Genomic DNA, 13,241 nt, shown 5'->3' on the forward strand with positions numbered 1-13,241 from the left:
GGACAGTCAGGGGCGCTGGCCCGCGCCCAGGTTTTTGACGCTGCCCACCGCCGCCCGGACAGCGGCCGCCGCAGCCGCCAGGTCCTCCTCTGTCACTGAAGCGTCGAAACTGAACCGGACAGCGGTCTGGGCCACCTCGGCGGAAATCCCCATGGCGGTGAGTACGGGCGACGGCGCATCAGAGCCGGCAGCGCACGCCGAGCCGCTGGAGCAGACTACGCCGCGCCGTTCCAGTTCCAGGAGGACGGACTCGCCGCTGGTTCCAGGGAAGCAGAACGAGGCCACCGACGGGAGTCGTTCCGAGGGGTGGCCGGTAAGGATGGCCTGGGGCACTCCCGCCAGGACGGCGCCGATGAACCGGTCACGCAGTGTTTCCACCCGTGCCTGCTGCTCTGGCTGGCGGTCCTGGGCAAGTGTGAGGGCAGTGGCCAGTCCCACCGCTCCGGCTACGTTTTCGGTGCCGGAACGGCGGCCCCGTTCCTGCCCGCCACCGTGGATGACCGGTTCCAGCCGGACGCGGCTCCGGACGAACAGCGCGCCGCAGCCTTTGGGTGCACCGAGCTTGTGACCGGAGATGCTCATGGCGTCCACGCCCAGGGAGCTGGTGTCCAGCGGCAGCCAGCCTGCGGCCTGGACGGCGTCCGTATGGAACGGAACGCCGCGGGCGTGGGCCAGCTCCGCCAGGGCGGGGATGGGCTGGACGGTTCCCACCTCGTTGTTGGCGTACATGATGCTTACCAGGGCCGTTTCCGGATGCAGCACGGCTGCCAGCGCCTCCGGCGTGACGCGTCCGGTGGCGTCCACCGGCACCACGTCCACGGTAAAGCCGTGGAAGCGTTCCAGGTACCGGGCGGACTCCTCCACCGCAGGATGTTCAACGGCGCTGATCACTACCCGGTCCAGCTGCGGGTTTGCGGCCTGCCGGGCCAGTGCGATTCCCTTGACGGCCAGGTTGTCCGCCTCGGTGCCGCCGGAGGTGAACACCACTTCGCCCTGCCGGCAGCCAAGGACCGACGCGACTGCCGACCGTGCTCCTGCGAGCGCCGCTGCGGCCGACTCGCCGAGAGTGTGGTGGCTGGACGGGTTGCCGAACCCGCCGGTGAGGTGGGGCCACATGGCGTCCAGCACTTCCCGGCGGACGGGGGTGGTGGCGGCTGCGTCGAGGAAGATCACGGCAGCGTCACCGGGCGGTCAGTTCGACGTCGAGGCCCAGGTCCAGGGCGGCCACGGTGTGGGTGAGTGCACCCACGGAGATGACATCCACGCCCGTGGCGGCAATGGCGCCAACCGTGCCCAGGTTGACGTTGCCGCTGGCTTCCACGCGGGCGCGTCCGGCCACGAGCGCCACGCCGTCCTTCAGCTCCGGCACCGTGAAGTTGTCCAGCATGATGGTGTCCACTCCCGCGGCCAGCACGGGTTCGATCTGGTCCATGCGGTCCACTTCCACTTCGAAGTGGGTGGTGTGCCCCAGCTGTGCCTTGGCAGCGAGCAGGAGTTCCGTGAGCTTTGCAGGGTCTCCCCCGGTCATCACCGCGAGGTGGTTGTCCTTGGCCAGGACGGCGTCGGAGAGGCTGTAGCGGTGGTTCGCTCCGCCGCCGCACCTTACGGCGAAGCGTTCCAGGATCCGCAGGCCGGGCGTGGTCTTGCGCGTGTCGGTAATGCGGGCCCGGGTTCCCTCGGCGAGGGCCACGTACTCTGCCGTTTTCGTGGCGATGGCGGACATCCGCTGGACCAGGTTCAGCGCCACCCGTTCTGCCATCAGCACGGAGCGGGCGGTGCCGCTGACCCGCGCGAGGTGCGTGCCGGCGTCGAACGCTTTGCCGTCCGCTACCAGGAGTTCCACCTGGGTGTTGGGGTCCACCAGTTGCATGGCGTCCCGGAACACGGTGGCGCCGCTAAGGACGCCGGGCACGCGGGCGTTGAGGACTGCGGTGGCGCGGGCATCTGCCGGGATGAGCAGCTGCGAGGTGATGTCGCCACCGGGAGCATCCTCGTCGAAGGCCCGTTCCAGGATTTCCCGGACGGGGGCCGGCGGGAGGGTGAGGTCCAGCGCCGGGCGCGGGGCGGCAGCGAGGGCGATCACGGCGGGTTCAGTCATGGAGCAGGCTCGCTTTCGGGCGGGAAGGACGGGAGGGTTCGGCGTGTACGGGTTCGTCACTGCGGTAGTGCGCCCCCAGGGAGTCACGGCGGTCAAGGGCGGCAGCGACCAGCAGTTGGGCAGCCAGTAAGAGGTTGCGGTCCTCGCAGGCAACAGGGTCAGCGGCGGATTCCAGGTCAGGAAGGACGACGGCGGCCCAGGACTCAAGCGTCCGGCCAGCCTTGAGCAACAGCTCCCCGGAGCGCAGCACCCCGGCATGCGAGGCCATCAAAGAACGGAGCGCCCCGCGGGAAAAGGGCTCCCCGGCCCCTTCACTCCCGCCGAAGTTGGACGGCCAACCCCCGGCGAGCGCACCTGGCCGATCCCCCGCACCTTCTAAAGCAGCAGGGACGGTGACGTGCGCACTTGCGTTCCGCGGCAGGGCTGCGGAAGCGTAAGGCAGCTCCGGAGGTCCCGAAAGCGCCGTTGTTGCGTGAGCGTCCGCACCGGCCGCCGAGCTTGCGAGGCGATCGCCGGTGCGAGGCGCGAGTGCAGGCGCCGAGGGACTTGCGGAGCTGCCCTCCAGGAAAGATTCAACAGCACGGCGGCCGAAGACGAGTCCCTCGAGGAGGGAGTTGCTGGCCAGCCGGTTTGCCCCTTGGACGCCCGTGCACGCAACTTCCCCGGCAGCGTAGAGGCCGGGAACGGTGGTGCGGGCGGAGAGGTCGGTGCGTACCCCGCCCATCCAGTAGTGGGCGGCGGGGGCGACGGGGACCAGTTCGCGGGTCCAGTCGATGCCGGCGTCGAGGGTTTTGCGGGTGAGGGTGGGGAACCGTTGTTGGAGGAAGCCTGCACCCCTGGCCTGTTCAATGACGCGGGCGTCGAGGTAAACGTGGCCGGTGGGGTCGCCGAGTTTGGCCAGGTGGAGGGCGATGCTGCGGGAGACGACGTCGCGGGGTGCCAGTTCGGCGTCGGGGTGGTAGGCCTGCATGAACCGGCGTCCGCCGGAGTCCAGCAGGATGGCCCCTTCGCCGCGGACGGCCTCAGAGATCAGCAGTGGCCCGTCCAGCCGGGCCGGGTGTGCCGTGGCAGAGCTGACCAGGCAGGTGGGGTGGAACTGGAAGAACTCGAGGTCTGCCACTGCCGCTCCGGCGCGGACGGCGAGCGCCAGTCCGTCGGCGGTGGCAACGGCGGGATTGGTGGTTTGGGCGAACAGCTGGCCTGCTCCCCCCGTGGCCAGCAGGACGGCGTCCGCGTCCAAGCTGAGGTTCCGGCCGGTGTGCTGGTATTGCACGCCTGCCACCCTTCCGTTGCGGGTGACGAGCGCAGTGGCGTGGGCATGCGTGAGGACGGCGAGTTTTCCTTCGTCCTGCCGGGACAGCACCGCCTGGATCAGCGCGCCGGCGACGCGCGCACCCGTCGCGTCGCCGCCTGCGTGCAGAATGCGCGGGGCGCTGTGGGCCGCTTCGAGTCCAAGGGCCGGGCCGTCGTCGTGCGTTGCCCCATCCGTGCCTGCCTTGGCCTGCCCGGCATCGAAGGCAACCCCGTAGCCCTGCAGGCCGGCGATGTCCTGCCGCGCCTCAGTGCACATCAGCCGGACCGCGGCCTCGTTGCAGTGCCCGGCCCCGGCGCGCAGGGTGTCCGCGATGTGCGCGGCGACGGTATCCCCAGGGGCAGGTTCGTCGAGGACGGCGGAGATGCCGCCCTGCGCGTACCAGGTGTTGCTCTGATCCAGCGCGCCTTTGGTCAGCAGCACCACGTCCGCGCCGGCATCGGCGGCAAGCAGTGCGGCGTAGAGGCCTGCGATGCCGCTTCCGACGACGGCCAGACGGCGCGTCATCAGGGCCTCGCAGCGAGCATGCGCTCAAGCGCAATCCTGGCGTTGGCCTGCACGTGGTCGTCAACGGTGATGCGGTTGACGACACGGCCGGCCACCAGTTCCTCCAGTACCCAGGCCAGGTAGCCGGGGTGGATGCGGTACATGGTGGAGCACGGGCAGATCACCGGGTCCAGGCAGAAGATGGTGTGCTGCGGGTACTCGGCCGCAAGCCGGTTCACCATGTTGATCTCGGTGCCGATGGCGAACGTGGTGGGCTCGGTGGCGGCGGCGATGGCCTTCTTGATGAAATCCGTGGAACCGGCGGAATCCGCGGCGTCCACCACCTCCATGGGGCACTCGGGGTGCACGATCACCTGGACGCCGGGGAACTCAGTCCGGGCCTTCTCGATTTGCGCCACGCTGAACCGCTTGTGCACGGAGCAGAACCCATGCCACAGGATCACGCGGGAGTCCAACAGTGCCTGTTCGTCGTTGCCGCCCAGGTCCTTGCGCGGGTTCCACATGGGCATCTGCTCCAGCGGCACGCCCAGCGCCTTGGCGGTGTTGCGGCCCAGGTGCTGGTCCGGGAAGAACAGCACCCGCTGGGCGCGCCGGAAGGCCCACTCCAGGACCGTCTTTGCGTTGGAGGAAGTGCAGACGATGCCACCGTGTTCGCCGCAGAACGCCTTGAGGGCTGCGGAGGAGTTCATGTAGGTGACGGGGAGGACCGGGACCCGGCCCTCGGCGTCGGGCTCGGTTCCGAAGATGTCCTCGAGCTGCTCCCAGCATTCCTCCACCGAGTCCGCGTCCGCCATGTCGGCCATGGAGCAGCCGGCGGCGAGGTTGGGCAGGATGACGGCCTGCTCCGGCGTGGAGAGGATGTCCGCGGTCTCGGCCATGAAGTGGACGCCGCAGAAGATGATCGCCTCCGCATCCGGCCGGGTGAGTGCCGCGTTGGCCAGCTGGAAGGAGTCGCCCACGAACTCCGCGTACTGGATGACTTCATCGCGCTGGTAGAAGTGGCCCAGGATCACCGCGCGGTCCCCCAGTGCGGCCTTGGCTGCTTTGATGCGCTCCCCGAGCTCGGCGTCGCTGGCCAGCTTGTATTCTTCGGGAAGCTGGCCCTGGCGCGGCGTGCCGGCCGGGGCCGGATCGGCGCTGGATGCCCCGGGACCGTAGGCCGGTACCCCTGCAAGCGCCTCGGCCAGGTCGTAGTCCCACGGGCCCTTGGCCAGCGCCGGGCTGCAGGTGCTGCGTTCAGCGGCTGCGCCCTTTTCGGCCTGTTCGCGCGTGATCAGCTGGATTGCCGTGTTGACGCTGCTCATGGTGTGCTCCTGTTATCTGGGTCAAGGCCTGGCCGGCCGGTAAAGCGGTAGAGGCGTGGCGGGCGGTGCTTGCCGCCCTGGAGGTATTCCCCGGTTTCTTCGATTTCCGGGGTGGCTTTGAGTTGCCGCCGGAAATTTGCGGGATCCAACTGGCGGTCAAGGACTGCTTCATAGACTTCGCGGACCTGGGCCAGCGTGAAGTACTCCCCCAGCAGGTGGTACGCCACCGAGCCGTAGGCCAGCTTGTTGCGCAGGCGCCAGAGCGCGTAGTCCACGATGGCGTTGTGGTCGAACGCCAACTCACCCAGCCGGTCCGCGCGGAACCACTTCACGTTTTCGGACTCGTCCGCGAGGGCTGCTTCCGTAGGCTGGACCAGGGCCCAGTAGACGATGGAGACGACACGCTGGGTGGGTGAACGGTGGAGTCCGCCGAAGGCGTACAGCTGCTCAAGGTAGCTGGGGGCAAGGCCGGTGGTCTCCCGCAGGTTCCTGGCGGCGGCGTCCTGGAGCGATTCGTCATGGCTCAGCGGGCCGCCCGGCAAGGCCCACATCCCCTTGAACGGTTCCCGGATGCGGCGCACCAGGGGAAGCCACAGGGTGGGACGGCCGGAGGTGGCGCTGGGCCGGAGGGCGAAGATCACCGTGGAGATGGCCAGCGACGGCGGCGCGGCCTGCCGCTCGGAAACATTAGCCGAGCTGTAGTACACCTGTCCCACCACCTTCCATCTTCCTCGACCGCCGGCATTGGACCGGTCGACCATCAGTTATAGTCATCTTGACCAAAACTAATTCTACGGCTGGGCATCCCCTAAAGGGAAATGTTTCTGCCCACGCATTTACGGGCGCGGCCGGGACTGGAGACATTCCGTCAGCTACGGGCGATCGAACTCCTGCTGCTAATCCCGGTTACCGGTTTCGCCCCCCATTTCGGGGCAGCCGCCCGGAAGCGGTAAATTCAATAGGTCCCAAAAGGACCCCCGGGCCTCTTACCCCGGACCCATCCAGCCCCAGAAGGTGCACCTGCCCATGACGATGAAGTCTGCCCATACGCCATCAACCACCACACCAAAGGCCGCCGCCGTCCACAGCATGAAGCCCCGCCAGCTGACCATGATGGGGCTGGGCAGCGCCATAGGAGCGGGGCTGTTCCTGGGGTCCGGTGCCGGAGTCCAGGCGGCAGGGCCGTCAGTACTCATCTCCTACCTGGTGGCCGGAACGCTGATCATCCTGGTCATGTGGGCCCTTGGTGAGATGGCGGCAGCACACCCGAACAGCGGGGCCTTCTCCGTGTATGCGCAGCGCGCGCTGGGCCGCACGGCAGGCGCCACCATCGGCTGGCTGTGGTGGCTGCAGCTGGTGGTGGTGATCGCGGCCGAGGCCCTGGGCGCGGCCGGGCTGCTGTTCTCCGTGTGGCCAGTAGTCCCGGTCTGGGCCCTGGCGCTGCTGTTCATGGTGGTCTTCACCGCCATCAACCTGGCCGGGGTCCGCAACTTTGGCGAGTTCGAGTTCTGGTTCGCCATCCTCAAAGTAGCCGTGATCGTCCTATTCCTCGGAGTTGGTGCAGCGCTGCTCCTGGGCATGCTCCCCGGCGTCGAGTCTCCCGGCGCGCAGAATCTCACCGGGAACTTTGCGCCGCAGGGTCTGGGCGGCGTTGCTGCTGCCCTGTTCGTGGTGATCTTCGCGTTTGGCGGAACGGAGATTGTGTCGGTGGCGGCAGCCGAAACCGAGGACCCGGAGCGCAGTGTGGGCAAGGCCATCCGCACGGTGGTGTGGCGGATCCTCGTGTTCTACATCGGCTCCGTCTTCGTCATCGCCGCCGTCCTTCCCGCCACCTCCAAGAGCCTTGCCTCCCCCTTTGCCGGCGTCCTGGACGCGGCCCGGATCCCTGGTGCGTCCACCGCCATCACCCTGGTGGCCGTCGTCGCGCTTCTCTCCGCCCTCAATGCCAATCTTTACGGCGCCTCCCGCATGGTTTACTCGCTGGCCCAGCGGGGCGAGGCTCCCCGTGTCCTGACCCGCCTCAACCGCGCAGGCGTGCCGCTGCCCGCGGTGGCCGTGTCCGTGGCCTTCGGCTTCGTGGCCACTGTCCTGGAACTCCTGTTCCCGGACCGTATCCTGCCTGCGCTGTTCCAGCTGGTGGGATCGACGTGCCTGGTGGTCTGGGGCAGCGCCCTGATCTCCCAGCTGATCCTCCGACGGCGGGCAGACCGCGACGGCACCCCGCTGCCCCTGCGGATGAAGGGCTTTCCCGGCCTGACCATCCTGGGCCTGGTGCTGCTGGGACTCATCTTCGCCGTCGGGTTCAGCGCCGACGCCAGCCGCGTGCAGCTCTTCAGCACTTTCGCCCTGATCGCCGGCATCGCACTGGCGTGCGCCGTTGGCGCCCGGCTGACCGGCGGGAGGCAGCCCACCAACCGGTAGAGTGGTGCGTACCTTTCCAAGGAAGTCGCACCGACGCGCCGGGCCCGCCCAGGCGCCGTACCTGATTGGGGAACTGACACCATGAGCGGCAGGCACAGCGGCCAGCAGCAGGCGCACACCGTTGAGGGCACCGACCCGCAGATGTATGTGGCGGTCCACGAACCCGCGGCCGACGCAGGGCTTCGGCCCGTCTTGCTGCTGCATGGCTTCTCCTCCTCATCCAAGCTCAACTGGGAGGACACAGGCTGGGTCTCGGCCCTGCTCGACGCCGGCCGACGGGTGATCACGGTGGACCTGCCCGGTCACGGCCGCAGTGGTGCGCCCGAGGACATGGACTCCTACTCCCCCAGCCGTATCCGTGCGGACCTGCTGCAGGCAGCGTTCGACGCCGGCGCCCGGCCCTTGCAGGACGGCGATCCTTCCAGCGGGCTGGACGTGGTGGGCTATTCCCTGGGCTCCCGGCTCGCCTGGGAGTTTGCGGCAACCCAGCCCGAGCTGGTGCACCGGCTGGTGCTTGGCGGCCCCAACGACTCCGACCCCCTGGCGGCCTTCGACCTCGTAGCCGCCCAGGACTATCTGGCAGACGGCACGCCGATCAAGGACGAGTCCACCGCCCAGCTGCTCAAGATGGCGCTGCTGCTGCCCAGCAACAACATCTTCGCGCTCCTGTCGCTCGTGGAGGCCATCAAGGCGGAGCCCTATGACCCGGCCGAAGCGGTCCCCCACGTTCCCATGCTGCTGGTGGCTGGAGACAAGGACGAACGGGCGGCGACGTTGCCCAAGCTTGCCGAACTCGCCGGCAGCGCGGGGTCCATGGCCGAACAGGTGATCCTTCCGGGCCGGAACCACACCAACGCCATCACCAGCAGGGCCTTCAAGCAGGCCGCCATTTCGTTCCTGGCCGTCTGAGCGATACCAGTCTGCTGCCGCCGGAAACCAGACAGCAGCCCTTGAACGTTTGCTGACGACGGGCCGCGGCGGTCAGCGACAGAGCGCCGGGAAGGAAACATGGGGACGCGTTTCGAGGACCGCACGGAGGGCGGACAACGCCTTGCCGCTGCCCTGGCCCAGTTCCGGGAGCGCCCGGACACCGTGGTCCTGGGCCTGGCCCGCGGGGGCATCGCGGTCGCGGCGGCTGCGGCAACGGCGCTGGGCCTGCCCCTGGGCACCGTCCTGGTGCGCAAGCTGGGGATCCCCGGGCACGAGGAAACCGCGTACGGCGCCCTGGCCCTGGCCCGGGGCCGCACGGTCCGGCTGATCAATAAACCGCTGCTGGAGCGGGTCCTGGAACATGGGGTTTCCCGGGAATCGCTGAACGCCGTGGAAGACCGCGAACGGGCCGAACTGCTCCGCCGGGCGGGGCTTTACCCGGGGGCCGGTATGGACGTAGCGGACAAGACCGTACTCCTGGTGGATGACGGCCTGGCCACCGGCGCCACGATGCGCGCCGCCGTCGAGGCCGTGCGGGAAGGTGGCGCTGCTGCGGTGATTGCCGCCGCCCCCGTGGGTTCGGTTGATGCCCAGGCGTTACTGGAGCGGGTATGCGACGCGGTGGTCTGCCTGCACCTGCCCGGCAAGTTCCGGGCCGTGGGGAGCCACTACCGGCGCTTTCCGCAACTGAGCGACGACGACGCAGTCAGGCTGCTGGCACAGTAGCAACACCTGGACAAACAGCAGGCCCGGACCAAGCGGTCCGGGCCTGCTGTTTGCGCGCTTGGCGGCGGGTGGGCGGGCCCACGCCGTCCGGGTTCCCTGGCCGAAGCGAAGCAAGGCTAGGGTGACGGTGGCTGGGCCCACGCCGTCCGGGTTCCCTGGCCGAAGCGAAGCGAGGTTAGGGGGACGGTGGGGACTAGTGGTGGCTGCTGACGCCCAGCGGACGGCCCTTGGTTTCTTTGGCCAGCACCACGCCGACGGCGGAGATGACGCAGAGGACCATGATGTAGATGCCGATTGAGCCTGTCCACTTAGTGGACTGCAGCAGCGATTCCGCGATGGTGGCTGCAAAGGCTCCGCCCAGGATGGCGCCGAAGGCGTACCCGATGGAGATGCCTGAGTAGCGGACGTTTGCGGGGAACATCTCGGCGTACATGGCGGACATGGGTCCGTAGGACAGGCCCAGGCCAATGGTCAGGACGAAAAGGGCGACGCCGTAGAGCATGATGTCCTTGGTGTCGATCAGGGCAAACATGGGGATCATCCATGCGAAGACGATGGCGTAGCCGATCAGGAACGTCTTGACGCGGCCAATGCGGTCGGAGAGCCAGCCGCCCACCAGGGTGAAGATCAGCCAGCCGAAGGAGGCCAGAGTGGTGGCCAGGAGAATCTGCGGCGTGGGCATCTTCAGCGTCTTGGTGGCGTAGGAGATGAAGAACGCAATCAGCAGATAACCGGCTGCGTTGTTGCCGATGAAGATCAGGGTGGAGTACAGCACCGGCAGCTTGTGGTTCCGGATCAGTTCGCCCAGGGGCGCCTTGCTCTCCTTCTTGCGCAGCGCCATCTCCTGGAAGACCGGGCTTTCGGCGACGGCCCGGCGGATCAGGTAGCCCACCACGATCAGGACGATGGAGAGCAGGAACGGCACGCGCCAGCCCCAGGCAGCGAAGTCTTCCTTGGACATGCTGGTGTTGAGGAAGAACAGCAGGCCGGTGGCCAGGATCATGCCCACGGGCACGCCGATCTGCGGGTAGGCGCCGAACAGTCCGCGGCGGTTGACCGGCGCGTGCTCGACGGCCATGAGGGCGGCACCGCCCCACTCGCCGCCGGCGGAGAAGCCCTGGATGACCCTCAGCAGGATCAGCAGCACGGGAGCCCAGGCGCCGATCTGCGCGTAAGTGGGCAGCATGCCGATCAGGGCGGTGGCCGCGCCCATCATCACCAGGGTGAAGACCAGCATGGCCTTCCGGCCCAGGCGGTCGCCCAGGTGACCGGCGATGACGGCGCCGAGCGGACGGAACAGGAAGCTGATGCCGATGAGGGCAAAGGAGAGAATCTGGGCCAGGCCGGGGTTGGATTCGTTCAAGGGTGCGAGGAACAGCGGTGACAGCAGCGTTGCGGTCAGCTGGGCAAAGATGAAGAAGTCGTACCACTCGATTGTGGTGCCGACCAGGGTGCCGGCGAGGACCTTGCGCTCCTCGCGCCGACTGCTGGGACCAGCGAGGGTGTCCACCTTGGAAGGTGTGGTCATTGAAACTCCATTGTTTATTGGGCAGCAAGCCACCCGGACGCCTTCAGAATTACCGACAGAACGGTCAGTTAGTTAGTAGGGTACTACGAAAACGTGATGCGGAACACGGACTTTGGGGATTTTTAGCGGCCAAGCAGCCGCGGAAGACATGTTCTATATTTGAACTGCAAGTTCGTATTGAGGACAATACCGCCTCCCGGGGAGCGAGACAAGGGTCACGGATGGGGCGGCCTGCAACCTAGGATGGACAACATGACTCCTCCAGCAGCGGCAGCCCAAGCCGGAGCTGCGCCGCAGGCTTCGCCTTCCCAGACCCTGTCGCGCGGCATCCGTGCGCTCGAGATCCTTGCGGCCGCACCCGGCCCGCTGACCATCGCCGAACTGGCCGAGGCCATGGGTGTCCACCGTTCGGTGGCGTACCGGATCCTGCGCACCTTGGAAGACCATTCCCTCCTGGTGCGGGACGACGCCGGACGGGTCCAGCCCGGGCCTGGCCTGGCGGTCCTGGCGCGCGGCGTATCCCGCAACCTTCAGAGCGCCGCCCTCCCGGAGCTCACCCAGCTGGCAAACTCGCTGGACATGACGGCTTTCGTGGCGGTCTGGGACCACCACGACTGCATCACGCTCGTTACTGTCGAACCGAGGCATTCGGGAGCCAGCGTGGCCCAGCGTCCCGGCACGCGCCACCCCATCAATGCGGGGGCGCCGGGTATTGCCATCCAGTCGGCCCTCACCGAACCGGAGTGGGACCGGCTGGACACCGGTATCCCCTACCGGCCGGAGGCGTTGGAAGCCCGGAGGAGGGGCTACTCAGCCAGCCATGACGAGGTCATCGCCGGGGTCTCCTCGCTGGCAGCCCCGGTCCGGGTGCCTGGCGGACGTCCGGCAGCCCTCGCGGTCGTCTACATCCGTTCCGCCCAAGACCCGGAAGCCGTGGGGGCCGCCATCGCCCAGAGCGCGGCACGGATCGAGAGCCAGCTCGCCTAGCAGTACACGCCACGGCAAAACAGCGGCCGGACAGGCGGTCCAGGGTGCGCCGTGCAGGCTGCGCTGTCAGTCCTTTCGGCGGAGCACGACGGCGGCTCCCCCGCCAAGCAGCGCAAGCGTCACCGCAGCACCGACCGGGACAAGGAACGCGGCGCCGGGCCCGTACAGCTGCGCCAGCTGTCCCCCAACAGAGGACCCGAGGGCCGTTCCGGCGACAATCCCGCTGGCGAGCGCAGTCATGACCGTGCCCAGCCTGCCGGCGGGTGCCACCCTCCCGCCCACGGCGAAGACGGTGACCATCACCGGGCCCACCGGCAGCCCGAGGAGCAGCAGGACCGCCGCCATCGTGGGCAGCGACGACGGCACCAGCAGCAGGACGGCCAGTGCTGCCATCAGGACAGCACACAACACCCAGCGCAGCGGCAGGCCCGCGCGGCGGGGCCAATAGGCAACTGAGAGGGCCGCGGCAGCCGAGCTGAGGCCCATGACGGCGTACAGCAGCCCCGCTATTTCGGTGCCGGCGAGCCCGGCGGCGAATGCGCTCAGGGCAGCCTGGGTGGAGCCGAAGAATGTCCCCATGCAGCCCATGGCAAAGACCGGCAGGGCCACCACCCACGGCAGCTTTGCAGGGCCGCCCGCACGGCGACTCCTGCCCGGGGAACGACGGGCGGCCGGAACCGCCCGGTGGGTGGGATGGACGGCGAAGCCGGGCACCAGCGTGATGGTCAGGGCCGCGGCCAGTGCCAGCGGCAGCCACGGTGCAACAAGGCTGGCCAGGATTCCCACCAGGGCCGGCCCCAGGACGAAGGTCACCTCATCCGCGGTGCTCTCGTAGGAGAGTGCCGTATCCAGGTCGCGGGCAGGATCGGAGGGCGGAGCCGTACCATCCGCGTTGCCCGTCAGGGACATCCACCGTACGCGCGCCAGGGGTCCCACCTGCGGGCTGGTGGCGCCGGCTGCGAAGGCAACCGCCAGGACAGCAAGCGGGAAATCCCCGGCTGCAGCAGTGGCGTTGGCGGTGAGCACCAGGGCCAGTACGGCCAGGGTATTGAGCACGGCGGAGAGCAGCAGGATTGGCCGCTGTCCGCTCCAATCCGCCAGGGATCCCAGCAGCGGGGCGCCAAGGGCCGAGCCGATGCCCACCGCGCCGGCGGCTGTTCCGCCGGCGGCAAAGGACCCGCTGACGGAAGTGACCAGGGTAAGCGTGCCCATGGTCAGCATGGCCAGCGGAAGTCTCGCGAAGAGCCCCAGGGGGATGAAGCTCCGGCCTGCGAGCTGCGGGAGGCGCGAAAAGCGTCCGGGCGCCGGCCCTGGCACCGGGTTCGAGGCGGAGACGCGGGCGGGGGTGTCGCTGGTGCTTGAAGGAGAAATTTGTGGAGTCAATTCCGGGCTCGCTCAGTAAGTGCGCATCGTCCCTCCTCCCGATGC

General features: G+C 68.3%; 11 protein-coding genes. 4 read left to right on the forward strand and 7 right to left on the reverse strand.

The features are described 5' to 3' along the window. Positions 1–6: 6 nt before the first annotated feature. From ACFO0G_RS00460 to ACFO0G_RS00480, 5 genes are read right to left on the reverse strand one after another with little or no spacing between them, the layout of a single operon-like run. Positions 7–1,173 carry a cysteine desulfurase family protein gene (locus tag ACFO0G_RS00460; protein WP_376976038.1) on the reverse strand — a complete coding sequence of 389 codons (1,167 nt, stop codon included), beginning with the start codon at positions 1,171–1,173 and terminating at the stop codon, positions 7–9. 7 nt (positions 1,174–1,180) lie between these two features. Next, positions 1,181–2,098, reverse strand: a complete 918-nt coding sequence (gene nadC / locus ACFO0G_RS00465) for a carboxylating nicotinate-nucleotide diphosphorylase (RefSeq protein ID WP_286397708.1) — start codon at positions 2,096–2,098, stop codon at positions 1,181–1,183. Next, positions 2,091–3,917 (reverse strand): L-aspartate oxidase, encoded by a 1,827-nt coding sequence (locus ACFO0G_RS00470; protein WP_376976040.1) that lies wholly within the window; start codon positions 3,915–3,917, stop codon positions 2,091–2,093. Before ACFO0G_RS00470 ends, nadC begins: the two co-directional genes overlap by 8 nt. Continuing rightward, on the reverse strand, positions 3,917–5,221 hold the full coding sequence (gene nadA / locus ACFO0G_RS00475; RefSeq protein WP_376976041.1) for a quinolinate synthase NadA: 1,305 nt from the start codon (positions 5,219–5,221) through the stop codon (positions 3,917–3,919). The genes ACFO0G_RS00470 and nadA overlap by 1 nt, the downstream gene beginning before the upstream one ends. Then, positions 5,218–5,928, reverse strand: a complete 711-nt coding sequence (locus ACFO0G_RS00480) for an NUDIX hydrolase (RefSeq protein ID WP_376976653.1) — start codon at positions 5,926–5,928, stop codon at positions 5,218–5,220. Before ACFO0G_RS00480 ends, nadA begins: the two co-directional genes overlap by 4 nt. Positions 5,929–6,247: 319 nt before the next feature. Here ACFO0G_RS00480 and ACFO0G_RS00485 point away from each other — a divergent pair, with 319 nt between their 5' ends. The 3 genes from ACFO0G_RS00485 (at position 6,248) to ACFO0G_RS00495 (ending at position 9,298) form a co-directional block, all read left to right on the forward strand. Then, the gene (locus ACFO0G_RS00485) at positions 6,248–7,642 is read left to right on the forward strand and encodes an amino acid permease (RefSeq protein ID WP_376976042.1); all 1,395 of its coding nucleotides are present in this window, start codon (positions 6,248–6,250) and stop codon (positions 7,640–7,642) included. 81 nt (positions 7,643–7,723) lie between these two features. Further along, positions 7,724–8,551 carry an alpha/beta fold hydrolase gene (locus ACFO0G_RS00490; protein WP_286397715.1) on the forward strand — a complete coding sequence of 276 codons (828 nt, stop codon included), beginning with the start codon at positions 7,724–7,726 and terminating at the stop codon, positions 8,549–8,551. 99 nt (positions 8,552–8,650) lie between these two features. Further along, complete coding sequence (locus tag ACFO0G_RS00495; protein WP_286397716.1) at positions 8,651–9,298, forward strand: phosphoribosyltransferase; 648 nt, start codon at positions 8,651–8,653, stop codon at positions 9,296–9,298. Between the two features lie 193 nt (positions 9,299–9,491). Here ACFO0G_RS00495 and ACFO0G_RS00500 read toward each other — a convergent pair whose 3' ends face one another. Next, a complete protein-coding gene (locus ACFO0G_RS00500; RefSeq protein ID WP_376976044.1) occupies positions 9,492–10,826 on the reverse strand; it encodes an MFS transporter in 1,335 nt (444 codons plus the stop codon). Positions 10,827–11,078: 252 nt separating this feature from the next. On the opposite strand from ACFO0G_RS00500, the gene ACFO0G_RS00505 reads away from it, so the two are divergent. Beyond that, positions 11,079–11,813, forward strand: a complete 735-nt coding sequence (locus tag ACFO0G_RS00505) for an IclR family transcriptional regulator (protein WP_286397719.1) — start codon at positions 11,079–11,081, stop codon at positions 11,811–11,813. Positions 11,814–11,879: 66 nt separating this feature from the next. Here the strand turns inward: ACFO0G_RS00505 and ACFO0G_RS00510 are convergent, their stop codons facing one another. After that, on the reverse strand, positions 11,880–13,196 hold the full coding sequence (locus ACFO0G_RS00510; protein WP_376976046.1) for an MFS transporter: 1,317 nt from the start codon (positions 13,194–13,196) through the stop codon (positions 11,880–11,882). Between the last annotated feature and the right edge of the window lie 45 nt (positions 13,197–13,241).

Source organism: Arthrobacter sedimenti, assembly GCF_042652025.1.
GTDB lineage: Bacteria > Actinomycetota > Actinomycetes > Actinomycetales > Micrococcaceae > Arthrobacter > Arthrobacter sedimenti.